17 protein-coding genes and 2 tRNA genes are annotated in these 22,679 nt (G+C 56.1%); 8 read left to right on the plus strand and 11 right to left on the minus strand.

Annotated elements, in window-relative coordinates; translation table 11 throughout:
* Window positions 1-160 precede the first annotated feature (160 nt).
* Together ABOC97_RS06820 and ABOC97_RS06825 are read right to left on the minus strand one after the other, a co-directional pair.
* Window positions 161-255: transfer RNA gene (locus ABOC97_RS06820), tRNA-Sec, on the minus strand.
* Window positions 256-683: 428 nt separating this feature from the next.
* Window positions 684-777 (minus strand) — tRNA-OTHER (locus tag ABOC97_RS06825).
* 288 nt (window positions 778-1,065) lie between these two features.
* On the opposite strand from ABOC97_RS06825, the gene ABOC97_RS06830 reads away from it, so the two are divergent.
* Both ABOC97_RS06830 and yicI read left to right on the plus strand, forming a co-directional pair.
* Entirely contained in the window at window positions 1,066-2,460 is a 1,395-nt protein-coding gene (locus ABOC97_RS06830) for a glycoside-pentoside-hexuronide family transporter (RefSeq protein WP_349595551.1), read from the plus strand.
* 11 nt (window positions 2,461-2,471) lie between these two features.
* Window positions 2,472-4,790, plus strand: coding sequence for an alpha-xylosidase (yicI, locus tag ABOC97_RS06835; protein ID WP_349595554.1), 2,319 nt, complete (start codon window positions 2,472-2,474; stop codon window positions 4,788-4,790).
* Window positions 4,791-5,041: 251 nt separating this feature from the next.
* Here yicI and ABOC97_RS06840 read toward each other — a convergent pair whose 3' ends face one another.
* Window positions 5,042-6,727, minus strand: a complete 1,686-nt coding sequence (locus ABOC97_RS06840) for an AsmA family protein (RefSeq protein WP_349595557.1) — start codon at window positions 6,725-6,727, stop codon at window positions 5,042-5,044.
* A 120-nt stretch (window positions 6,728-6,847) separates the two neighbouring features.
* Window positions 6,848-8,239 carry a nucleobase:cation symporter-2 family protein gene (locus tag ABOC97_RS06845; RefSeq protein WP_349595559.1) on the minus strand — a complete coding sequence of 464 codons (1,392 nt, stop codon included), beginning with the start codon at window positions 8,237-8,239 and terminating at the stop codon, window positions 6,848-6,850.
* Between the two features lie 283 nt (window positions 8,240-8,522).
* On the opposite strand from ABOC97_RS06845, the gene gltS reads away from it, so the two are divergent.
* Window positions 8,523-9,725 (plus strand): sodium/glutamate symporter, encoded by a 1,203-nt coding sequence (gene gltS, locus ABOC97_RS06850; protein ID WP_349595562.1) that lies wholly within the window; start codon window positions 8,523-8,525, stop codon window positions 9,723-9,725.
* Between the two features lie 166 nt (window positions 9,726-9,891).
* Here gltS and glpK read toward each other — a convergent pair whose 3' ends face one another.
* Both glpK and ABOC97_RS06860 read right to left on the minus strand, forming a co-directional pair.
* Complete coding sequence (gene glpK / locus ABOC97_RS06855; RefSeq protein WP_234503757.1) at window positions 9,892-11,400, minus strand: glycerol kinase GlpK; 1,509 nt, start codon at window positions 11,398-11,400, stop codon at window positions 9,892-9,894.
* A 21-nt stretch (window positions 11,401-11,421) separates the two neighbouring features.
* The gene (locus ABOC97_RS06860; protein WP_349595566.1) at window positions 11,422-12,270 is read right to left on the minus strand and encodes an MIP/aquaporin family protein; all 849 of its coding nucleotides are present in this window, start codon (window positions 12,268-12,270) and stop codon (window positions 11,422-11,424) included.
* A gap of 426 nt (window positions 12,271-12,696) precedes the next feature.
* On the opposite strand from ABOC97_RS06860, the gene zapB reads away from it, so the two are divergent.
* The 4 genes from zapB (at window position 12,697) to ABOC97_RS06880 (ending at window position 16,364) form a co-directional block, all read left to right on the plus strand.
* Window positions 12,697-12,936: a septal ring assembly protein ZapB gene (zapB, locus tag ABOC97_RS06865; RefSeq protein ID WP_062775906.1), complete on the plus strand. Its 240-nt coding sequence runs from the start codon at window positions 12,697-12,699 to the stop codon at window positions 12,934-12,936.
* Between the two features lie 211 nt (window positions 12,937-13,147).
* The gene (sbp, locus tag ABOC97_RS06870) at window positions 13,148-14,137 is read left to right on the plus strand and encodes a sulfate/thiosulfate ABC transporter substrate-binding protein Sbp (RefSeq protein ID WP_349595569.1); all 990 of its coding nucleotides are present in this window, start codon (window positions 13,148-13,150) and stop codon (window positions 14,135-14,137) included.
* Window positions 14,138-14,230: 93 nt separating this feature from the next.
* Complete coding sequence (locus ABOC97_RS06875; RefSeq protein ID WP_349595571.1) at window positions 14,231-14,986, plus strand: CDP-diacylglycerol diphosphatase; 756 nt, start codon at window positions 14,231-14,233, stop codon at window positions 14,984-14,986.
* Between the two features lie 73 nt (window positions 14,987-15,059).
* A complete protein-coding gene (locus ABOC97_RS06880; RefSeq protein WP_349595574.1) occupies window positions 15,060-16,364 on the plus strand; it encodes an SLC13 family permease in 1,305 nt (434 codons plus the stop codon).
* A 158-nt stretch (window positions 16,365-16,522) separates the two neighbouring features.
* Here the strand turns inward: ABOC97_RS06880 and tpiA are convergent, their stop codons facing one another.
* On the minus strand, window positions 16,523-17,290 hold the full coding sequence (gene tpiA / locus ABOC97_RS06885) for a triose-phosphate isomerase (protein WP_234503772.1): 768 nt from the start codon (window positions 17,288-17,290) through the stop codon (window positions 16,523-16,525).
* A gap of 108 nt (window positions 17,291-17,398) precedes the next feature.
* Entirely contained in the window at window positions 17,399-17,995 is a 597-nt protein-coding gene (locus ABOC97_RS06890; protein WP_349595578.1) for a DUF1454 family protein, read from the minus strand.
* Window positions 17,996-18,106: 111 nt separating this feature from the next.
* Between ABOC97_RS06890 and ABOC97_RS06895 the strand changes: the two genes are divergently transcribed.
* Window positions 18,107-18,538, plus strand: a complete 432-nt coding sequence (locus tag ABOC97_RS06895; protein ID WP_349595581.1) for a DUF805 domain-containing protein — start codon at window positions 18,107-18,109, stop codon at window positions 18,536-18,538.
* Here ABOC97_RS06895 and fpr read toward each other — a convergent pair.
* The 3 genes from fpr to recG form a co-directional block, all read right to left on the minus strand.
* Window positions 18,529-19,275 carry a ferredoxin--NADP(+) reductase gene (gene fpr / locus ABOC97_RS06900; protein WP_349595584.1) on the minus strand — a complete coding sequence of 249 codons (747 nt, stop codon included), beginning with the start codon at window positions 19,273-19,275 and terminating at the stop codon, window positions 18,529-18,531. The genes ABOC97_RS06895 and fpr overlap by 10 nt on opposite strands.
* 242 nt (window positions 19,276-19,517) lie before the next feature.
* Window positions 19,518-20,528, minus strand: coding sequence for a class II fructose-bisphosphatase (gene glpX / locus ABOC97_RS06905; protein WP_349595587.1), 1,011 nt, complete (start codon window positions 20,526-20,528; stop codon window positions 19,518-19,520).
* A 67-nt stretch (window positions 20,529-20,595) separates the two neighbouring features.
* A complete protein-coding gene (gene recG / locus ABOC97_RS06910) occupies window positions 20,596-22,677 on the minus strand; it encodes an ATP-dependent DNA helicase RecG (RefSeq protein ID WP_349595589.1) in 2,082 nt (693 codons plus the stop codon).
* Window positions 22,678-22,679: the final 2 nt, after the last annotated feature.

Below are 22,679 nucleotides of genomic sequence, written 5' to 3' on the forward strand. Positions count from 1 at the left end.
TAGCTGAACAGGAGGGACAGCTGATAGAAACAGAAGCCACTGGAGCACCTCAAAAACACCATCATACACTAAATCAGTAAGTTGGCAGCATCACCTGATTTACTATATATATTGAAAATAAAGGATTTTTAGACGTTTTCGGATGACTGCGGAGGAATTTTGGCGGAAGATCACAGGAGTCGAACCTGCCCAGGACCGCTGGCGGCCCCAACTGGATTTGAAGTCCAGCCGCCTCACCGGAGACGACGATCTTCCGCGCCTCGATTGCTACATGGAGGCGGGGCGCATTATAGCTACTTTCAATCATTTACCACATCCCCCCCGGCATATTATTTCTTGCCTGAATGGCGTTATGCGACGGGTATACGGATAAAACCCTTCCTTTTCCAGAGGTTACCTTTTTACGCTGCTGGGTAGCGTTCTCCACTCATGCTCATTATCTCGTCATGACTCCGACGATTCCCGAAATTCTCCGCTAAATCGCCCAGTTTTTAACCCTATCTGCCAACCTCAGACGACGCTTTTTCAGCCGCTGGCCGCGCTGGTGTACGGCGTAAACGAAGCGGGACAGTAGCGATGTGTTTTAACTGCAGCAGGATGGGCAATTAGCGTTGGTTAGGGAAAATTCAGCGACTAAACGGCAAACGAACAAGGAAGAAGAGAGCTGGAAGCGTAGCGAATTTTGGCGGAGATCGCAGGAGTCGAACCTGCCGGGAGCCATTGGCGGCTACCACTGGAATTAGGAACCAATCGTCTCACCGGAGACGACGATCTTCCGCGCCTCGATTGCTACATGGAGGCGGGGCGCATTATAGCTACTTTCAAGCAGTTACCACATCTTTACTTACATTTTTCACCATCTTTTTTATATCCCTCGCACGGTGTGGCTAGAAATCTCTATAAATTCCGTAAGTTACACTTAGACATACTCTATCCGCCATCCCAGATCACAGAAATTAAGAAACGTAATTTGATAACGAGATATCGCAATTCACCTTATGGCGTGGATGGTTTACAAAACGGTAACCGGTTCCGGCGTGGGCTCGGTGCAAAGGGGTTTGCAAGATGAAGATTGAAGTATTATCTGCCAAAGAGAAAATCGGTTATGGCATGGGCGACGCTGCCAGCCATATTATTTTCGATAACGTCATGCTGTACATGATGTTCTTCTATACCGATATCTTCGGTATACCCGCAGGTTACGTTGGCACTATGTTTCTCCTGGCGCGCGCGCTGGACGCCATTTCCGACCCGTGCATGGGGCTGCTGGCTGACCGTACGCGCAGCCGCTGGGGTAAGTTCCGCCCGTGGGTGCTGTTTGGCGCGCTGCCGTTCGGCCTCGTCTGCGTGCTGGCCTACAGCACGCCGGATCTTAGCTACAACGGCAAACTCATTTATGCCGCCGTCACCTACACGCTGCTGACTCTGTTCTATACCGTGGTCAATATTCCTTACTGCGCGCTGGGCGGGGTGATCACCAACGACCCAACGCAACGCATTTCCCTACAGTCCTGGCGCTTCGTGCTGGCGACTGCGGGCGGAATGCTTTCTACCGTGCTGATGATGCCGCTGGTGAATTTGATTGGCGGCGAGAACAAAGCGCTGGGCTTCCAGGGCGGTATTGCGGTGCTGTCAGTGATTGCCTTTTTGATGCTGGCCTTTTGTTTCTTCACCACCAAAGAGCGAGTAGAAGCGCCGCCAACCAACAACTCGATGCGTGAAGACCTACGCGATATCTGGCAAAACGACCAATGGCGTATCGTCGGCCTTCTGACCATCCTCAACATTATGGCGGTCTGCGTACGCGGCGGTGCGATGATGTACTACGTCACCTGGATTCTGGGTTCACCGGCGCTGTTTACCGCCTTCCTCACCACCTACTGCGTCGGCAACCTGATAGGTTCGGCGCTGGCTAAACCGCTGACCGACTGGAAATGCAAAGTGAGCGTCTTCTGGTGGACCAACGCCATCCTGGCGGTGCTGAGCCTGGCGATGTTCTTTGTACCGATGAACGCCAGCGTGCTGATGTTCGCCTTCATCTTCGTGATTGGCGTGCTGCACCAGCTGGTGACGCCGATTCAGTGGGTGATGATGTCCGACACCGTCGACTACGGCGAATGGTGTAACGGCAAACGCCTCACCGGCATTAGCTTTGCGGGCACGCTGTTCGTGCTGAAGCTGGGCCTGGCGCTGGGCGGCGCAATGATTGGCTGGATGCTGGCAGGCGGCGGCTACAACGCTGCGGCAACTACGCAAAACCCAGCCACCATCAGCATCATTATTGCCCTGTTTACTATCGTACCGGCTATTTGCTACCTGCTGAGCGCTGTGGTGGCGAAGCGCTTCTACACCCTGAAAACGCCGTTCCTGGTCAAGATGATGGCCGAACTGTCGCAGGGCGCGCACCGCAATCAGCAGGACTTTGAAAACGTATCCATGAAGCAATCTTTAGAGAATTAAGAGGACGAGCTATGAAAATCAGTGATGGAAACTGGCTGATCCAACCGGGCCTGAATTTAATTCAACCTGTTCAGGTGTTTGACGTTGAACAGCATTGCAATGAGATGGTGGTGTACGTGGCGCCACGTGATGTCCGCGAACGCACCTGGCAGTTGGATACGCCTCTGTTTACCCTGCGCTTGTTCTCGCCACAGGAAGGGGTTATCGGGGTGCGTATCGAGCACTTCCAGGGCGCGCTGGAGACCGGGCCGAACTATCCGCTGAACGTGCTGAAGGATGTGCACGTGGAGATGCAGAACACCGCTGAATTTGCCGAGCTGAAAAGCGGCAACCTCAGCGTTCGCGTCACCAAAGGTGAGTTCTGGGCATTAGATTTCCTGCGAAACGGCGTGCGTATCACCGGCAGCCAGCTGAAAAACAACGGCTACGTGCAGGACACTAATGATAATCGCAACTACATGTTCGAGCGCCTGGATCTGGGTGTTGGCGAAACGGTGTATGGCCTTGGCGAGCGCTTTACCGCGCTGGTGCGCAACGGTCAGAACGTTGAAACCTGGAACAAAGACGGCGGCACCAGTACCGAGCAATCCTACAAAAATATCCCGTTCTACCTGACCAACCGCGGCTACGGCGTGCTGGTGAATCACCCGGAAAACGTCTCCTTTGAGATTGGCTCTGAGAAGGTGTCCAAGGTGCAGTTCAGCGTGGAAGGCGAGCATCTGGAATACTTCGTCATCGACGGCCCCACCCCGAAAGAGGTGTTGAACCGCTACACCCAGTTCACCGGGCGTCCGGCGCTGCCGCCGGCCTGGTCATTCGGTCTGTGGCTGACGACTTCGTTCACCACCAACTACGACGAAGCGACGGTGAACAGCTTTATCGACGGCATGGCCGAGCGTGACCTGCCGCTGCACGTGTTCCACTTCGACTGTTTCTGGATGAAAGCCTTCCAGTGGTGCGATTTCGAATGGGATCCGGTGACCTTCCCCGATCCAAAAGGGATGATTCAGCGCCTGAAAGACAAAGGGCTGAAGGTGTGCGTATGGATAAACCCGTACATCGGCCAGAAATCCCCGATTTTCAAAGAGCTGAAAGAGAAAGGCTATTTGCTTAAACGCCCGGACGGTTCTTTGTGGCAGTGGGATAAATGGCAGCCGGGGCTGGCGATTTATGATTTCACCAACCCGGAAGCCTGCGCGTGGTACGCCGACAAACTGAAAGAGCTGGTGGCGATGGGCGTTGACTGCTTCAAAACGGACTTCGGCGAGCGTATCCCGACCGACGTGCAGTGGTTTGATGGCTCCAACCCGCAGAAAATGCACAACCATTACGCCTTTATCTACAACGAAATGGTGTGGAACGTGCTGAAAGAAACGCTCGGCGAGAAAGAAGCGGTGCTGTTCGCCCGCTCGGCCTCGGTGGGCGGCCAACAGTTCCCGGTGCACTGGGGCGGCGACTGCTACGCCAACTACGAATCGATGGCGGAAAGCCTGCGCGGCGGCCTGTCGATTGGTCTCTCTGGCTTTGGCTTCTGGAGCCACGATATCGGCGGCTTCGAAAACACCGCGCCGGCGGATGTGTACAAGCGCTGGTGCGCGTTCGGTCTGTTCTCCAGCCATAGCCGCCTGCACGGCAGCAAATCCTATCGTGTGCCATGGGCGTACGACAGCGAGTCCTGCGACGTGGTGCGTTTCTTCACTGAAATGAAGTGCCGCATGATGCCGTACCTGTACCGCCAGGCGGCGTTAGCCAATGAACAGGGCACGCCAATGCTGCGCGCCATGATGCTGGAGTTTCCGGACGATCCGGCCTGTGATTATCTCGACCGACAGTACATGTTGGGCGATTCCCTGGCCGTTGCGCCGGTCTTCACCGAAGCAGGCGACGTGCAGTTCTACCTGCCGGAAGGCCGCTGGACGCACCTGTGGCATAACGATGAAGTACAGGGCAGCCGCTGGCATAAACAGCAGCATGATTTTATGAGCCTGCCGGTTTATGTCCGCGATAACACCCTGCTGGCGTTGGGTAACAACAACCAGAAGCCTGACTATGCCTGGCACGAAGGCACTGAATTCCAGCTGTTCCAGCTGGCGGACGGACGTGAAGCAGTGTGCGAAGTACCGGCGCTGGAAGGCTCTGTGGCCTTTACGCTGAGCGCCAAACGCCAGGGCAATGTCATTACCGTGAAGGGTAATGGTAAGGCAACTGGCTGGACGCTGTGCTTGCGCAATATCCAGCAGGTAGCTGGCGTGCAGGGGGGATCTCAGGCGGGTAGCGAGCTGGGCGTGGTGGTGACTGCGCAGGGTAATGAGCTGATAGTGACGCTTTAAATCCGAAGACTCCCCCTCACCCTAACCCTCTCCCCGTGGGGGAGAGGGGACAGTTTTGTGCGGCTAGTGGGCGAGTCTCCCCCCCTGTTGCTTTGAGTGGGACGGTGTTGTGCGGCTGGCGGGGATGGTTCATGGGAGGAAGTCGTTTGGTGCAGGAGTTGGGATTTGTGCGCTGAATGGTTTGCTCCCTCTCCCTTTGGGAGAGGGCTGGGGTGAGGGGAAGCACGCACGCTCCCCCTTAATTCAGCCCGCTACTTCGTCTCAGAAACCACGCCGCCGACCATCTGCTGCGTCACTTCCTGTTTATTCATATTCACCGCATGCAGTTGCCCATTTACCGTGGGTTTGAGCGGGGCATTTGCCTGCACGCTGCCGCTGGCGGTGAGCTGAATATTACCGTCGCCGTCAATCGACAGCGGCGGCCATCCCCACTGTTGCAGGATGTTGAGCGGCACGCCGCGCCCGTTGAGGGTCACGCTGGTGTGACGCTGCGGCTGTTGCGATACCGTAGCGGTGGCTTCAAGAATGCCTTTTTCAGTAAAGGCGCTCAGCTCCGTCACGTTGACGTTCGAGGCATCAGCGTTCAGCGCTAGCGATGGGCGACGCACGTCGATGCGGTTGAAGGTTGCCGCCGCGCCGTTCAGCGTTGCGCTACCGCTCCATACTCCCCACTGGCCATTTTTCACCAACTGGAGATTGGCGCCATAGCCATCTAGCGCGGTGATCTGCCACGGGAATTCCGGGTCGATATCAATCACCAGGTTGCGGCTGGCGCCAAATTTTTTCAGCGTCACGCTTTGCAGCCATGCTGGCAGCGGCTCCATCCACAGCGTTTTCCAGTTTTGCGGCAGCGTATATTCCAGCCCGGCGAATACCGTATCGTCGAGCACTAGCGCATTGTCGGAGCGGTACCAGTTGCCGGAGCTACGCACCATGCCGCCTTCCCAGCGGGAGGTGAACTGGCGCAGCGCAACGCCCTGCTCGGAGAACTCGGCGTTCAGAATTGGGTCGAGCAGATGCAATGAGCCGTAGATAAACTCGCTGGCGTTCAGGGAAATTTTGCCGTCGGTGCTTTGCCATCCGCCGTTACTGAGCGTCAGGTTGCGCAAGTTTAGATCCAGGTCGGTTACCGCCCAGTCCGGGCCTTGCAGGCTGGCATCGGTCACGTCGAGACGGCCAATTTGCAGAGATGGCACGGTAGTGAGCGGGGCGAGGAAGTTGAGCAGCGACTTGTCGCTTTGCAGGCGGATATCGTTGAGGCGCAAATTATCCACCACCCAACTGCCGTCGCCGTTGCGTCGTGCATTCCCGGTCAACGAACCGCGCGCCATATCCGCGCCAACGGTCGTCAGCATCACTTCGCCGCCGTTGATATCGCCTTCAATCAGCGCGTTAGTCGCCGGAATACCGTTTAATAGCAGCGAACCTGCGCTCATCTGGATGTGCGCTTTTTGGCCCAGTACATTACCCGCGACCGGTGCCCATGGTATCACGCCGCCAAAAACGCGCTGTGCGCTCAGCTCCCAGCCGGTTTCTGGGCTGTTTAGCGCCATATTCTTCAGCTGCAGGCGATCGGCGGCAAACGGCAGCGGTGCGTTAGAAGGAGAGAGGTTTAGCGTGCCGTCCTGCAATAAAATCGTATCGACGTGCAGCGGGTCGGTTATCTGGCGCGAACTCAGGCCGATATCGACGTCCTTTGCGACCAGCGTGGCGGGCTTGCCGTCGCGGCCAAAGGTGACGTTTTTCAGCAGGATATGTGAAGGCGAAGAGAAGCGATGATCCATCGCATCAAACGTGACCTGATAGGCGGTGTTGTCGGTTAACCAGTGGCTAATCTGACGGGCGCCCCAGCGCGTTTGCAGCAAAAAATAGAAGGCCATAATCACCAATAGCAGGGCGATCAGCAGCCAGATAATGAGCTTTCCAAGAAATTTCATGATCTTCCGTCCTGAGAAGGGCACATAAACCTGTTATGCATGATTTATGCGCAATCCTCAAGGCAGGATTCGTATTATTCGATGTCAGCGGCAGTGGCGATGACCACTGCCGCGTCGGGTTTACTCTTTCTCTGGCGGGAACACCAGGTTCAGAATAATCGCCGTGATCCCACCTGCAGCAATGCCGGAAGAGAGCAGGTTTTTCAGCCAGTCCGGGGCGAACTGGAGGATTTGCGGCTGCTGAGAAACGCCAAGGCCGACGGCCAGTGACAGCGCAATAATCAGGATCGCGCGGCGATTCAGCGGCTCACGGGAGACGATGCGTACGCCGGATGCGGCGATGGTGCCGAACATCACCAGCGTGGCGCCGCCGAGTACCGGCTCTGGAATATGCTGCACAAAACCGCTCACCGCCGGGAACAGGCCCAGCACGATAAGCATCAGCGCCACCACAAAACCAACGTAGCGGCTGGCGACGCCGGTCAACTGAATCACACCGTTGTTCTGCCCAAAGCATGAATTCGGGAAGGTATTGAATACCGCAGAAACACAGGAGTTCAGGCCGTTAGCCAGCACGCCGCCTTTCAGGCGTTTCATGTACAGCGGGCCAGAAACCGGCTGCTCGGAGACGTCGGAGGTCGCGGTGATATCGCCGATGGTTTCCAGCGAGGTGATCATGAACACCAGCATCAGCGGCAGCAGCAGGTTCCAGTCGATACCTAACCCGTAGTACAGCGGTGTCGGGACCATCATCAGGCTGCTATTGGTTGGCGCGGTATTTTCCGGCAGCATGCCGAGAGCCCAGGCTGTCAGGTAGCCCGCCGCCATGGCAATCACCAGCGAGGCAATACGCAGATAAGGGTTACGCTGACGGTTAAGCAGAATAATGATGGCCAGCACAATGCCCGCCAGCAGCAGATTTTTAGGGGCACCAAAGGTGTTGTTTGCTATTGCCGCGTAGCCGCCGCCGATAGACGTCAGGCCGACCTGAATCAGCGACAGACCGATAATCATCACTACCACGCCTGAGACCAGCGGGGTGATCACGCGGCGTGCCAGGTGCAGAACACGGGATAACACCATTTCGGTGCAGCTTGCCAGCATCAGCGTACCAAACAGCGCCGCCATCATCGTTGGCACGTCAGCGCCGCCGGTTTTCAGCGCGGTGCCGCCCATGATCAGCGGAGCGACAAAGTTGAAGCTGGTACCCTGGATAGACAGTAGACCCGAGCCTACCGGGCCCCAGGCTTTAATCTGAATAATAGATGCCACACCGGAGGCGAATAGCGACATGCTGATAATGTGTTGGGTATCTTCGGCTGGCAGACCCAGCGCCTGACAAATCAGCAGCGCGGGGGTGATCACCGCAACAAACATCGCCAGCAGGTGCTGGAGTGCGGCGAAAAGCGTTTGTGGAAGCGGCGGACGGTCTTCCAGACGGTAAATTAGTTCGCTGTTCTGCTTCTGCGCAACCGGTTGCGCATCGGCTTGATCGAGGGTGTTAGAGGACATCTCTTCTGGCAATCCCGTGATGGAAAAGTGGCGATTTTAGCGGACTGGCCGGTAAAAGCAATCGGTTGCTTTCATTGGGGGGAAATTATTGCGGAAAATACCCGTATAACCTGCGTGTATTTAATGGGAGGAGTTAACAAAATTAATGAGGAAAAAACCTTTTTCTATCATTTTCCTACCGTTCTTGCTTACACTTTCGGCCGAAGCCTCATGATGAGGCCATCACGACATCGGAAATTTGTCGCGTATGAATGGATCATGCGTTTAGTAAGGAGCTGCATTTATGTTTCATCTCGATACCCTATCGACGCTCGTTGCCGCAACGCTGGTGTTGCTGCTCGGACGAAAGCTGGTCCAGAGCGTTCCCTTCCTGAAGAAATACACTATCCCTGAACCCGTTGCGGGCGGCCTGCTGGTAGCCCTGGCGCTGCTGGTGCTCAAGAAAAGCATGGGCTGGGAAATTGACTTTGATATGGGGCTGAAAGACCCGTTGATGCTGGCGTTCTTCGCCACTATCGGTCTTAACGCCAATATTGCGAGCCTGCGCGCGGGCGGGAAAGTGGTCGGCACCTTCCTGATTGTCGTCGTAGGGTTGCTGTTGTTGCAAAACACGCTCGGTATTGGAATGGCCAGGTTGCTGGGGTTGGATCCGCTAATGGGTCTGTTGGCTGGCTCCATTACGCTGTCGGGCGGGCACGGTACTGGTGCCGCGTGGAGTAAGCTGTTCATTGAGCGCTACGGCTTTAGCAATGCCACCGAAGTGGCGATGGCCTGCGCCACGTTTGGTCTGGTTCTTGGTGGGTTGATTGGCGGTCCTGTTGCGCGTTACCTGGTAAAACACTCATCGTCCCCGAACGGTACCCCGGATGACCAGGAAGTCCCTACGGCGTTTGAAAAACCGGACGTTGGGCGAGTGATTACTTCGCTGGTGCTGATTGAAACCATCGCGCTTATCGCTATCTGTCTGACGTTAGGGAGGGTGATTGCGCAACTGTTGGCCGGAAGCGCGCTGGAACTGCCGACGTTCGTTTGCGTGCTGTTTGTTGGGGTTATCCTCAGCAACGGTCTGGCGATGGTGGGCTTTTATCGTGTCTTTGAACGTGCGGTATCGGTGTTGGGTAACGTGAGTCTGTCGCTGTTTCTGGCGATGGCGCTGATGAGCCTGAAACTCTGGGAACTGGCGGATTTGGCGCTGCCAATGCTGGTTATTCTGGCGGTGCAGACGCTGGCAATGGCGCTGTATGCCGTTTTCGTAACCTATCGACTGATGGGCAAAAATTACGATGCGGCGGTGCTGGCGGCGGGTCACTGCGGTTTTGGCCTTGGCGCAACGCCGACGGCAATTGCCAACATGCAGGCGATTACCGAGCGTTTCGGCCCATCGCATACCGCTTTCCTGGTGGTGCCGATGGTGGGGGCGTTCTTTATTGATATCGTCAACGCGCTGGTGATTAAGTTGTTCCTGATGCTGCCGATGTTTGGCTGATAAAAAAGCCGGAGCATAGCTCCGGCTTTATTTTACCGTTGGCGGGGGCGCTTCGCTTGCCAGCCCTACGGAGATGGTGTGTCGGATGGCGCTTCGCTTATCCGACCTACGAATCGGTATTGTAGGCTGGATAAGACGTTTATACGTCGCCATCAGGCAAAACGGTTTACTCTTCGTGATCTTCCCACGCTAATGCGCGTTTCACCGCTTTCTTCCAGCCGCTGTAGCGGAAGTTACGCTCGGTGGTTTCAATCCCCGGACGGAACTCGCGCTCAATTACCGCTTTTTCCTGTAGTTCGTCGAGGTTCTGCCAGAAACCAACCGCCAGACCGGCAAGGTAGGCCGCGCCGAGTGCTGTGACTTCACGCACTTCCGGACGCTCTACGCGGGTACCGAGGATATCGGACTGGAACTGCATCAGGAAGTTGTTGGCTACCGCGCCACCGTCTACGCGCAGGGCGTGCAGACGAATACCGGAGTCTGCCTGCATCGCTTCCAGCACGTCGCGCGTCTGGTAAGCGATGGATTCCAGCGTTGCACGGATGATGTGGTTAGAGTTCACGCCGCGGGTCAGACCGAATATCGCCCCACGCGCATACGGGTCCCAATAAGGTGCGCCGAGGCCGGTAAATGCAGGCACCACGTACACGCCGTTGGTATCTTTCACCTTAGTGGCGAAGTATTCGGAGTCGAACGCGTCGCTAATCAGCTTCATCTCATCGCGCAGCCACTGGATGGACGCCCCGGCCATAAACACCGCGCCTTCCAGCGCATAGTTCACTTCACCGCGCGGGCCGCAGGCGATAGTGGTCAGCAGGCCGTGGCTGGAAGCTACCGCTTTCTCACCGGTGTTCATAAGCATAAAGCAGCCGGTGCCGTAGGTGTTTTTCGCCATCCCTTCTTTGACGCACAGTTGGCCGAACAGCGCCGCCTGCTGGTCACCGGCGATGCCGGAGATAGGAATACGGGTGCCGCCTTTACCGCCAATATTGGTCTGACCGTACACTTCTGATGACTTGCGCACTTCTGGCAGCATGGCGCGTGGGATGTCCAGCACCTCCAACATCTTGTCATCCCATTCGAGGGTGTTGATGTTGAACAGCATGGTACGCGAGGCGTTGGTGTAGTCGGTAACGTGCACGCGGCCCTGAGTCATTTTCCAGACCAGCCAGGTATCGACGGTGCCGAACAGCAGTTCGCCGCGACGAGCGCGCTCACGGGAGCCTTCAACGTGGTCGAGGATCCACTTCACTTTGGTGCCGGAGAAGTACGGGTCAACCACCAGGCCGGTGGCGCTGCGTACGTACTCTTCCATGCCGTCACGTTTGAGTTGCTCGCAGATATCCGCCGTACGACGGCACTGCCAGACAATGGCGTTGTAGATGGGTTTACCGCTTTCACGCTCCCACACTACGGTGGTTTCGCGTTGGTTGGTGATGCCGATAGCGGCAATTTCGTCGGAGCTAATGTCCGCTTTTGCCAGCACTTCAACCAGCGTTGAGCTCTGAGTTGCCCAGATCTCCATTGGGTCGTGCTCAACCCAGCCTGGCTTAGGGTAAATTTGTTCGAATTCGCGCTGTGACACGCTGACGATGTTGGCGTCATGATCCATAACGACGGCGCGTGAGCTGGTGGTGCCCTGGTCGAGCGCAACGATATATTTTTTGTCAGTCATAATGAACGTTCCGTAGTCAGATTACAGCGAAGCATTGTGTTGATTTTGGCTGGCGGCCGCTTTTGGCTCTTCAACCTCGCAGGTGTCGCACGGCAGATGGCGGCCAATCAGCTTACGATAGCTGAATGCGCCCAGTGCGGCGCCAACGATTGGCGCACACAGCGGCACCAGGAAATAAGGAATATCTTTGCCGCCGGTGAAGGCAACGTCGCCCCAGCCTGCCAGCCAGGCGAAGGCTTTTGGCCCGATATCACGCGCTGGGTTCATCGCAAATCCGGTCAGTGGCCCCATGGAGGCGCCGATAACCGCAATCAGCAGGCCAATCAGCAGCGGTGCCAGCGGCCCGCGTGGAATACCGTTGCCGTCGTCGGTCAGCGCCAGAATCACGCCCATCAGGATAGCGGTAATCACCATTTCTACCGCGAAGGCCTGCACAAAATTGATATGCGGATTCGGATAGGTAGAGAAAATGCCAGCCAGTTCAAGACTTTCGACGCTGCCGCGCACCATATTGTGCGTGTGTTCGAAGTCGAAGAAAAGGTTGTAGTAAAGTCCGTACACCAGCGCGGCGGCACAGAATGCGCCAGCAAACTGGGCGGCAATGAATGGCACAACTTTACGTCCGTCGAAGCAAGCGAATAGCCAAAGGGCGATGGTGACGGCGGGATTAAGATGTGCACCAGACACACCTGCGGTCAGGTAGATGGCCATTGCCACACCCAAACCCCAAATGATGCTGATTTCCCACTGCCCAAAACTTGCGCCCGCTACTTTAAGCGCCGCAACGCACCCCACGCCGAAAAAAATCAACAACCCGGTACCAAGAAACTCTGCGATGCACTGGCCTTTTAAGGTCGATGTCTGGCTCATAATCGGAATCCTGAAGACAATTTGATGATTATTGTATGCATGAGCATTCATGACGCTCACGTTGCCATGTAGGCATAGTGTTAATTTATCGTTAACGAGCGTAAACGAGAAATATCGAAATCAAAATGTGTGTACCTCGTCAAGAAATGAGCGTTTTCGCGCCAAATAATGTCCGTTTCCAGAGCAAAAAGTGTGAAGGCGGAAACATTCGATTCGCTAATTCGTTAACAATCGAACGGGAATGTGCGCAAACAGGCCAGGACCAGGCCGAAAATTGCGGACAACCGCAATCTACAGGCTCTGGCGCTGGACAGGGGCGACGGGGCTTCATACAATCGACCACAAGCCGTGCGCTTATTTGGGTTAAGGCGTCGCCGGGGTTCCGGGACGATATCAACGCCTTGCAAGATCAGGAGATATAGGACGATGTCATTAGAAGTGTTTGAGAAACTGGAAGCAAAAGTTCAGCAGGCGATTGATACCATCACGCTGTTGCAGATGGAAATCGAAGAGCTGAAAGAAAAGAACAATACGCTGGAGCAGGACGTTCAGGCTGCGCAGCATAACCGTGAAGAGCTGGAGCGTGAAAATGGCCAGCTGAAAGAACAGCAGAATGGCTGGCAGGATCGTCTGCAAGCGCTGCTGGGTCGCATGGAAGAAGTGTGATTCCATCTCTCCCTGGGCCGTTTTTTTGCGGTCTGGGGAAGCTCCCCACCTGATCTTCCCCGCTGAGTGAATTCGCGCAAACGCGCCTCGACGTAATATCCGCCCTCTTATATTTCAAAACTGCATAATCAATCTTTTTTTATTCTTTAATCATCGGTTCGATTTCTGGCAGGCTAGCCTCATTACAACACAACAGATAAGAGAGCGGGCGATGAACAAGTGGGGCGTAGGGTTAACTCTTTTGCTGGCTTCCACCAGCGTACTGGCTAAGGATATTCAGTTACTTAACGTGTCTTACGATCCGACACGTGAGCTGTACGATCAGTACAACAAGGCTTTCAGCGCGCACTGGAAGAAAGAGACTGGCGATAATGTTGTTATCCGCCAATCGCACGGTGGTTCCGGTAAGCAGGCGACTTCCGTCATCAACGGTATTGATGCGGATGTGGTGACCCTGGCGCTGGCTTATGACGTTGATGCCATTGCTGAACGCGGCCGTATCGATAAGAACTGGATTAAACGTCTGCCGGATAACTCCGCGCCGTACACCTCCACCATTGTGTTCCTGGTCCGTAAGGGCAACCCGAAACAGATTCACGACTGGAACGACCTGATTAAACCGGGCGTTTCCGTTATCACCCCGAACCCTAAAAGCTCCGGTGGCGCACGCTGGAACTATCTGGCGGCCTGGGGCTATGCGTTGCACCACAACAACAACGATCAGGCCAAAGCTCAGGACTTCGTGAAGGCGCTGTATAAGAACGTTGAAGTGCTGGACTCCGGCGCGCGTGGCTCAACAAATACCTTTGTTGAACGTGGTATCGGCGACGTGCTGATTGCGTGGGAAAACGAAGCGCTGCTGGCGACTAACGAACTGGGCAAAGACAAGTTTGAAATCGTCACGCCGAGCGAATCTATCCTTGCTGAACCGACCGTCTCAGTTGTTGATAAAGTCGCCGAGAAGAAAGGGACTACTGCGGTGGCCGAAGCCTACCTGAAGTACCTCTACTCGCCGGAAGGCCAGGAAATTGCGGCGAAGAACTACTACCGCCCGCGTGACTCGCAGGTTGCGAAGAAGTATGAAAATGCGTTCCCGAAACTGAAACTCTTTACGATTGATGAAGAGTTCGGCGGCTGGACTAAAGCGCAGAAAGATCACTTCTCTAACGGTGGCACTTTCGACCAGATCAGTAAACGTTAATTTTCCCCAAACGCCCGGCAAACCCGCCGGGCGTTTTCTTTTGGTCATCAAAGTACGTTACTCTTTCCCCTCGGTTTGAGATGGGGAGACATAATGACAAGGTTAAAATACCTGCTGGCGGCGCTACTGGTGGTGCTGATTGTTATAGCCGCTGGTGGCTGGTACTGGCTGAATTCAGGCAACCCGGACGCGTTGCGCCAGATTGTGCTGCAGCAGTGTGTGCCAAATCAGGAACAGCACCGGACGCCTCAACCGTGCGTCGACGTCAACCCAAAAGGCGGCTACGTGCTGTTCAAAGATCGCAACGGCCCGCTGCAATACCTGCTGATGCCGACCTACCGTATTAATGGGACCGAAAGCCCGCTGCTGCTTGACCCGCTGACGCCGAACTTCTTTTGGCAGGCGTGGCAAAGGCGCGCCATTATGAGCGATAAACGAGGATCGGAAGTCCCGGACAATGCGGTTTCACTGACCATCAACTCCCGTACCGGGCGTACGCAAAACCATTTTCATATCCATATTTCCTGTCTGCGCAAAGACGTTCGCGCCCAGCTTGACGGCGATATGGCGGCAATCAGCAGTCGCTGGCTTCCGCTGCCGGGAGGCTTGTTGGGCCATGAGTATCTGGCGCGCCGAGTGACCGAAAACGAGCTGGCGAAACGCAGCCCGTTCCTGATGCTGGCGGAAGAAGTACCGGAGGCACGTGACCATATGGGGCACTTTGCTCTGGCGCTGGCGCAACAAAGCGACGGCTCTTTGGTGCTGTTGGCAACGGAGCGCAATCTGCTGACTCTGAACCGCGCCTCTGCGGAGGAAATTCAGGATCATCAGTGCGAAATCCTGCAATAACCCCACCTAATCTGGCGTTTACCTGTCACTCTTGTCGTCGTATTCTTGCTGAAAAAAACGACAGGAGACAGGTATGTCGCTCTGGTTTTCTCACCCTCTGTTCCTCCCCTCTATTATTGTTGGCGTAACCATCGTGCTGTGGGCAACTTCGCTGTTGCCGGAGTTCATCACCGCGTTGCTGTTCTTTGCGGCGGCGATGACGGCCAAAATTGCCCCGCCGGATGTGATTTTCGGTGGCTTTGCCTCGTCAGCTTTTTGGCTGGTATTCAGTGGATTTGTGCTGGGTATTGCTATCCGTAAAACCGGGCTTGCCGACCGCGCCGCGCGGGCACTCTCGTCGCGGCTCACCGACTCCTGGCCGCTGATGGTCGGTAGCGTGGTGTTGCTGAGCTATGCGCTGGCGTTCGTCATGCCCTCGAATATGGGACGTATTGCGCTGCTTATGCCTATCGTGGCGGCGATGGCGAAACGCGCCGGTATTGAGGATGGCACCCGCGCGTGGTACGGCCTGGCGCTGGCGGTGGGGTTTGGTACCTTCCAGCTTTCCGCGACCATTTTGCCTGCCAACGTCCCAAACCTGGTGATGAGCGGGGCGGCGGAAGGGGCTTATGGCATTCACCTGAATTATGTTCCATATCTGCTGCTGCATACGCCGGTGCTGGGGTGGCTCAAAGGCGCGGCGCTGATAGGCCTGATTTGCTGGTTATTCCCCGGCAAACCACATCCGCCGCGCGAACTGGAGCCGCTGCCGCCGATGAGCGGCGATGAAAAGCGTCTGGCATGGCTATTGGCAGTCGTGCTGAGTCTGTGGGTGAGCGAGAGTCTGCACGGCATTGGGCCTGCCTGGACTGGGCTGGTGGCCGCTGTGGTGACATTGCTGCCGCGCATCGGGTTTATCAACGGCGAAGAGTTTGCCAGCGGGGTGAATATCCGCACCTGTATCTACGTTGCCGGTATTCTGGGGCTGGCTATCACCGTGACCCAGACCGGTATTGGCGCGGTGGTGGGCAATGCGCTATTGCATATTATGCCGCTCAGTGAAGATGCGCCGTTTACCAGTTTCCTTGCGCTGACCGGCATCACCAGTGCGCTGAACTTTATTATGACCGCCAACGGCGTTCCGGCGCTGTATACCACCTTTGCGCAGAGCTTCTCGGACGCCACCGGTTTCCCGCTGCTGAGCGTGATTATGATTCAGGTGCTGGGATATTCCACGCCATTGCTGCCATATCAGGCGTCGCCAATTGTGGTGGCGATGGCGCTGGGCAAGGTGCCTGCGCGAGCGGGGATGCTGTTGTGTCTGGCGCTGGCGGCGGTGAGTTATCTGTTGCTGTTGCCGTTGGACTACGCGTGGTATCAGGTGCTGGGGAAACTCTGAGAACTTACCGGATGGCGCTGCGCTTATCCGGCCTACAAAAAGAATAAACCGGCCAGAGGGCCGGTTTATGTAGACGTCACATACATGACGGGTAGGTCGGATAAGGCGTTTACGCCATCATCCGACACAAACCCGGCGCGATGACCGGGTTTATCGCATTATGCGTTTTTTGCTGCTTCTGCTGCTTTAACGATCACCGCGAAAGCGTCAGCTTTCAGCGATGCACCGCCAACCAGCGCGCCATCGATGTCCGGCTGGGTGAACAGTTCAGCCGCATTGGATGCGTTTACGGAACCGCCGTACTGGATGATGACCTGTTGAGCGATTTTCGCGTCAGCTTTAGCGATGTGGTCACGGATGAATTTGTGAACCGCCTGAGCCTGAGCTGGGGTTGCAGATTTGCCGGTACCGATAGCCCATACTGGTTCGTAAGCGATAACTACGCCTTCGAACGCCGCTGCGCCCTGAGTTTTCAGAACAGCATCAATCTGACGTGCGCAAACTTCTTCAGTTTTGCCCGCTTCGTTTTCTGCTTCGGTTTCACCGATGCACAGAACTGGGATCAGACCCTGTTCTTTCAGCACAGCAAATTTCTTCGCGATCAGCTCGTCAGATTCTTTGTGATAAGTACGACGCTCGGAGTGGCCGATGATGATGTAGGTTGCGCCAACATCTTTGAGCATTTCAGCGGAGGTTTCGCCGGTGAATGCGCCAGACAGGTTCAGGTCAACGTTCTGCGCGCCCAGGTGGATGTGGCTGCCAGCAGCCGCGTGTTTAGCCAGATCGATGTACATTTCTGGCGGAGCGATAGCTACGCCACAGCCAGAAACACCAGCCAGCTCGGTACGCAGATTAGCAACCAGCTCGTTTACCATGTGGCGGCTGCCGTTCAGTTTCCAGTTACCCATCACTAAAGGATGTCGCATTTCGATTCTCCACGCTTGTCAGCGAATTAAGGAATATGGCCGCCCGTCAGGGCAGCATGGTCTGTGAAACAGTATAGAGATTGAAAGGCATGAAGGCTTTGCTTTTTATCATTTATTCTGCCCCTCAAGATTTTGAGATAACGCCAGCTTAATCGGTTCAACGGCGAAGGTCAGCCCCTTTTCGCCATTATCTGCGACAACATAGCGAACCGCACCTTCGGTGCTGGCGAAGTAGTGTTTGCCTTTGCCTTGGGTCAGTAGCTTTTGCAATTTTTGCAGGCTCTGCGGTTTCGTCAGCGTCGGAAGCACCGCGCGCATTAAGGCACTCATATATTCCTGCGCTTTAAGCTTCGCCGCTTTTTGCTCCGGCCCTTGAATCGGCAACCAGGTTATCTGGATCGATTTGATTTTCAACGTACCGCGTTCAAGCGCGGCGGAGGCGTATAAATTTTCATTAATTTTGCTGGCGGCGCGGGTAATCGTCAGCTGGTCGCGGCTTGAAGTTATCGAGCGGAACTCGCCAAGCGGTAGGGTAGGGTTGTCGGTATTGAATTTTTCCCGAAACTGGCTGATAGAGAGATCAAATGCCGGAGCGCCCGTCAGCAGATACGGGGCAACGGCCGTGGACGTTTCCGCCGACAGCACAGCCTGACCGGTACAGAGCGTGACGAGCCCAACCAGACATAGCGTTATCCATTTTTTCATGCCAATCGTTCTCCTCTTTGCAGATGACGATTAAAACGGGAACCGACGCGCTTGTCAAAATGTGCCCGCTTCAGGGTAAACTACGCGCACGAAGAGAAAAGGAAACGGTGCATGACTTTACAGCAGTGGTTGTTTTCTATTAAAGGGCGCATTGGACGCCGTGATTTTTGGATCTGGATTGTCATCTGGGCAGTCACGATGGTGGCGCTGTTTAGCCTCGCGGGCGGCGGTCTTATTGACCTGCAGACGGCGGCATTTATGCTGGTGTGCCTGTTGTGGCCAACGGCGGCGGTGACGATTAAACGCCTGCACGATCGTGGAAAGTCTGGCCTCTGGGCGCTGCTGATGGTGCTGGCGTGGATGTTACTGGCCGGCAACTGGGCAATGTTGCCGAGCGTCTGGCAGTGGGGCGTTGGGCGTTTTATCCCAACGCTGATTATCGTGATGATGCTTATCGATTTGGGTGCGTTTGTGGGTACTCAGGGCGAAAATAAATACGGTAAAGATACCCTGCCCGTGAAGTACCGCGCCGATCACCAGTAGTGTTCGGCGGTCATATGGCCCGGCCGACGACGCAAATGTTTGGTCATCTGTCGGGTCTCTTTCAGCAGTTGCTGGGTATTGCGCACCATCTGCGGATTGCCACACAGCATAATATGGCTGGTTTCGGCATTCATCGGTAAACCCACCGCGGCTTCCAGCGCACCGCTTTCAATCAACGCGGGAACTCGCCCGGTTAACATCCCCGGCGCGCTTTCACGGCTGACGACGGTTTGAATCCGCAGTTTACCGGCATAGCGCTCCTCAAGGGCGCGCATCTGTGGCAGATAGCTTAAGTCGGCGGCATAACGCGCGGCATGAACCAGCACCAGATTGTTGAAGCGGTCGAGATCTTTGCCTTCTTCCAGTATCGATAAATACGGGCCTATCGCGGTACCGGTAGCCAGCATCCACAGGGTGTCGCAATCGGGAATCTCTTCCAGCACAAAGAAACCAGCCGCTTCGCTGACGATCAGCACCTCATCACCCGGCTTTAGCGCTGCCAGTCGTGGGCTGAGTTTGCCATCCGGAACGGTGACCAGGTAGAACTCGAGATCGGGGTTGCTGGGAGCGTTAACGTAGGAATAGGCGCGTTGGACGCGTTCGCCGTCGATATCCAGCGCCAGCTTGGCAAACTGCCCGGCGGTAAAGGGCTGAACCGGTGCGTGAACGGTGAGGCTGAACAACGCGTCAGTCCAGTTATGTACCTTTACAACTTTGCCTGTAATCCAGTCTGGCATGGCATTTCTCCTCTTAGAGCCTATCCCATTAGGCTATTTTACTTGTCACTTTGGCCCTGGGCAGTGCTCAAAATCCTCACGTACTCCGTGTACGCTCCGGTTTTTCCGCGCTGTCCGTGTCCAAACCGACTGCGCCAGTTACGCCTACTGGGATAGGCTCTCAATCGTATTACCTTATCTTTACCGCGACGAGGGAAGATTTCCAGCCCGAAAAGGCTGGAAAGCTCGATTGATCAAATGAATTACAGAATGTGGCGCTGGATTTCAGTGTCTTTGCGATCCAGGTAGTGAATCGACTGGATGCGGCGGATAGTGCGTGATTTGCCGCGGATGAGCAGCGTCTCGGTGGTCGCGATATTGCCCTTGCGGGTGATGCCGTCCAGCAGGTCGCCTTTGGTGATACCGGTGGCGGAGAAAATCACATTATCGCTGCGCGCCATATCGTCCAGCGTCAGGACTACGCCGGCTTCAATACCCATCGCTTTGCAGCGTTCCAGCTCGTTTTCCCCGATACGACGGTTCTCTTCGCTGTCGCCTTTAACGTGGTGACGTGCCAGCAGACGACCGTGCATGTCACCATCGAGCGCGCGAATGACGGCGGCCGAAACCACGCCCTCTGGCGCGCCACCGATACCGTACATCACGTCGACTTCGCTGTCCGGCATGCAGGTCAGAATCGAGGCCGCCACGTCTCCGTCAGGGATAGCAAACACGCGCACGCCCAGTTTTTGCAGCTCAACAATCACGTCGTCGTGGCGCGGCTTGGCCAGAATCGTGACCGTCAGTTCGCTCAGCGGCTTGTCCAGCGCACGGGCGATGTTACGCAGGTTCTCTTCCAGCGGTTTGTTCAGGTCGATGGTGCCTTTCGCGCCCGGCCCGACAATCAGCTTTTCCATGTACATGTCAGGTGCGTTCAGGAAGCAGCCTTTGTCGCCGACGGCGAGTACGGCCAGGGCGTTGGCCTGACCCATGGCGGTCATGCGGGTACCTTCGATAGGATCGACCGCGATATCTACCGCGTCGCCGTTGCCGGTACCGACAGATTCACCGATGTAAAGCATAGGCGCTTCATCGATTTCGCCTTCGCCAATGACGATGGTGCCGTCAATGTTGACCTTGTTGAGCATAATACGCATGGCGTTGACCGCTGCGCCGTCCGCGGTATTTTTGTCGCCGCGACCCAGCCATTTGTAGCCTGCCAGCGCCGCCGCTTCGGTGACGCGCGAAAATTCGATAGCCAGTTCTCGTCTCATTACAAACTCGTCCAGGAAGTAAAATTGTGCGAAGTTTAGCACAGCCCTACGCGGGCTGCGGGTATCGCTACGCGTTGGAATAGCGTTCGGTTTCCGGCATCCAACGTTCAATAAGGGCATTGGCCTGCTGCGGATAACGTTCGTGAATATGACGGGCCAGGCGCTGTACTTCGGGGATCATGGCCTGATCGCGCAGTAAATCCGCCACTTTAAATTCGGCGTTACCGGTCTGACGGGTGCCAAGTAGTTCACCCGGGCCGCGAATCTCGAGATCTTTTTGCGCAATCACAAAGCCGTCGTTGCTGTCGCGCAGCACCTGCAGGCGCAGCTGCGCGGTTTTCGATAGCGGTGACTTGTACAGCAGCACGCAGTGGGATGCCACCGCGCCACGGCCTACGCGGCCACGCAGCTGGTGAAGCTGCGCCAGACCCAGGCGTTCTGGGTTTTCGATAATCATCAGGCTGGCATTGGGGACGTCGACACCAACTTCAATCACCGTAGTGGCGATCAGCAGATGTAGCTCGCCCTGTTTGAAGGATTGCATGACTGCCTGCTTCTCGGCGGGCTTCATGCGGCCGTGAACCAGGCCGACGTTGAGCTCCGGCAGTGCCAGTTTTAGCTCTTCCCAGGTGGCTTCTGCCGCCTGCGCTTCCAGCAGTTCAGACTCTTCAATCAACGTACAGACCCAGTAGGCCTGACGGCCTTCAGTGGTGCAGGCGTTGCGCACGCGGGTGATGATGTCGGGGCGACGGGTATCCGGGATGGCGACGGTAGTTACCGGCGTCCTGCCCGGCGGCAGTTCGTCAATCACCGAGGTATCGAGGTCGGCGTAGGCGGTCATTGCCAGGGTTCGCGGAATCGGGGTGGCAGTCATGATCAACTGATGCGGGTGGAAGCCCTGCTGCTGGCCTTTCTCCCACAGCGCCAGACGCTGGTGGACGCCGAAGCGGTGCTGTTCATCGATGATGACTAGCGCCAGGCCGTTAAACTGTACCTGTTCCTGGAAGATGGCGTGGGTACCGACAATCATCTGTACCTGGCCGCTGGCAATGGCGTCCTGCTGCGCCTGACGCGCTTTGCCTTTCTGCTTACCAGCAAGCCAGCCGACTTCAATACCGAGCGGTTCAAACCAGCTGCGGAAGTTGTTGGCATGCTGCTCAGCGAGCAATTCGGTAGGCGCCATCAGTGCTACCTGCTTGCCGTGGGCAATGGCACGTAGTGCGGCCAGTGCAGCGACAAGCGTTTTACCGGAGCCAACATCGCCCTGCACCAGGCGCATCATCGGCACATCAAGCGCCATGTCGTGTTCGATTTCCGCCACTACGCGCGTCTGCGCACCGGTCGGTTTGAACGGTAAGGAGTCGAGAAAACGTTTTTTCAGTTCACCCTGAGCGTTGAGCGGTAGAGCGTGATAGCGCTGCGCGCCAGCGCGCAGTGCCAGCATGCTGAGATTATGCGCTAAAAGTTCTTCAAGGATCAGGCGCTGCTGTGCCGGATGTTTACCAGTTTCTAAATCGACGAGCTGCAAAGACGGCGGTGGGCGATGCAGCGTGCGCAGCGCCTCCGGCAGGCTCATCATGCCCTGTGCCAGTTCCGGCGGCAGCAGTTCGCTGATAGCGCAGGTATCCAGCAGGTCAAGCGCCTGGTCGGTGAGCTTGCGCAGCGTCGCCTGTTTAATGCCTTCGGTGGTGGGGTAGACCGGGGTTAAGGTCTCCTGCAAATCTGGGGTGCTGAGATCGCCCTGCACGCGGTATTCCGGGTGGATCATCTCTGCGCCGTACTTCCCGCGCTTGGCTTCGCCGTAGGCCAGCACGCGCTTACCGGTAGCAAGGCTATTTTTCATCGCCGCGTTGAAGTTGAAAAAGCGCATCGTCAGGATGCCGGAGCCATCGCTTATCTGGCAGGTCATCATCCGGCGGCCGCCGAAGGTGATGGTGCTGTTCAGGACTTCGCCTTCGACGCTGGCGTAAACGCCGGGGAGCAGTTCACCGATAGGGTAGAGCTGGGTACGGTCTTCGTAACGTAGCGGCAGGTGCAACAGGAGGTCTTGCACCGTGTGGAGACCAATCTTTGCCAGCCGACTGCTCTGCGCGGCACCGACACCGGTCAGTGTGTTGAGCGGAACGGCATCCAGCAGACGGCTTTGCATAG

It is taken from the genome of Kluyvera huaxiensis, from assembly GCF_040149365.1.
Lineage (GTDB): Bacteria > Pseudomonadota > Gammaproteobacteria > Enterobacterales > Enterobacteriaceae > Kluyvera > Kluyvera intermedia_A.

What these genes read in the sequence shown, in the direction of transcription:
- ABOC97_RS06880 (WP_349595574.1), top strand. Translation starts at nt 15,060, where the DNA reads ATGTCGCTCTGGTTTTCTCACCCTCTGTTCCTCCCCTCTATTATTGTT.
- ABOC97_RS06845 (WP_349595559.1), bottom strand. Translation starts at nt 8,239, where the DNA reads ATGTCCTCTAACACCCTCGATCAAGCCGATGCGCAACCGGTTGCGCAG.
- ABOC97_RS06830 (WP_349595551.1), top strand. Translation starts at nt 1,066, where the DNA reads ATGAAGATTGAAGTATTATCTGCCAAAGAGAAAATCGGTTATGGCATG.
- zapB (WP_062775906.1), top strand. Translation starts at nt 12,697, where the DNA reads ATGTCATTAGAAGTGTTTGAGAAACTGGAAGCAAAAGTTCAGCAGGCG.
- recG (WP_349595589.1), bottom strand. Translation starts at nt 22,677, where the DNA reads ATGCAAAGCCGTCTGCTGGATGCCGTTCCGCTCAACACACTGACCGGT.
- fpr (WP_349595584.1), bottom strand. Translation starts at nt 19,275, where the DNA reads ATGCCAGACTGGATTACAGGCAAAGTTGTAAAGGTACATAACTGGACT.
- tpiA (WP_234503772.1), bottom strand. Translation starts at nt 17,290, where the DNA reads ATGCGACATCCTTTAGTGATGGGTAACTGGAAACTGAACGGCAGCCGC.
- ABOC97_RS06840 (WP_349595557.1), bottom strand. Translation starts at nt 6,727, where the DNA reads ATGAAATTTCTTGGAAAGCTCATTATCTGGCTGCTGATCGCCCTGCTA.
- ABOC97_RS06860 (WP_349595566.1), bottom strand. Translation starts at nt 12,270, where the DNA reads ATGAGCCAGACATCGACCTTAAAAGGCCAGTGCATCGCAGAGTTTCTT.
- glpK (WP_234503757.1), bottom strand. Translation starts at nt 11,400, where the DNA reads ATGACTGACAAAAAATATATCGTTGCGCTCGACCAGGGCACCACCAGC.
- ABOC97_RS06895 (WP_349595581.1), top strand. Translation starts at nt 18,107, where the DNA reads ATGACTTTACAGCAGTGGTTGTTTTCTATTAAAGGGCGCATTGGACGC.
- yicI (WP_349595554.1), top strand. Translation starts at nt 2,472, where the DNA reads ATGAAAATCAGTGATGGAAACTGGCTGATCCAACCGGGCCTGAATTTA.
- gltS (WP_349595562.1), top strand. Translation starts at nt 8,523, where the DNA reads ATGTTTCATCTCGATACCCTATCGACGCTCGTTGCCGCAACGCTGGTG.
- glpX (WP_349595587.1), bottom strand. Translation starts at nt 20,528, where the DNA reads ATGAGACGAGAACTGGCTATCGAATTTTCGCGCGTCACCGAAGCGGCG.
- ABOC97_RS06890 (WP_349595578.1), bottom strand. Translation starts at nt 17,995, where the DNA reads ATGAAAAAATGGATAACGCTATGTCTGGTTGGGCTCGTCACGCTCTGT.
- sbp (WP_349595569.1), top strand. Translation starts at nt 13,148, where the DNA reads ATGAACAAGTGGGGCGTAGGGTTAACTCTTTTGCTGGCTTCCACCAGC.
- ABOC97_RS06875 (WP_349595571.1), top strand. Translation starts at nt 14,231, where the DNA reads ATGACAAGGTTAAAATACCTGCTGGCGGCGCTACTGGTGGTGCTGATT.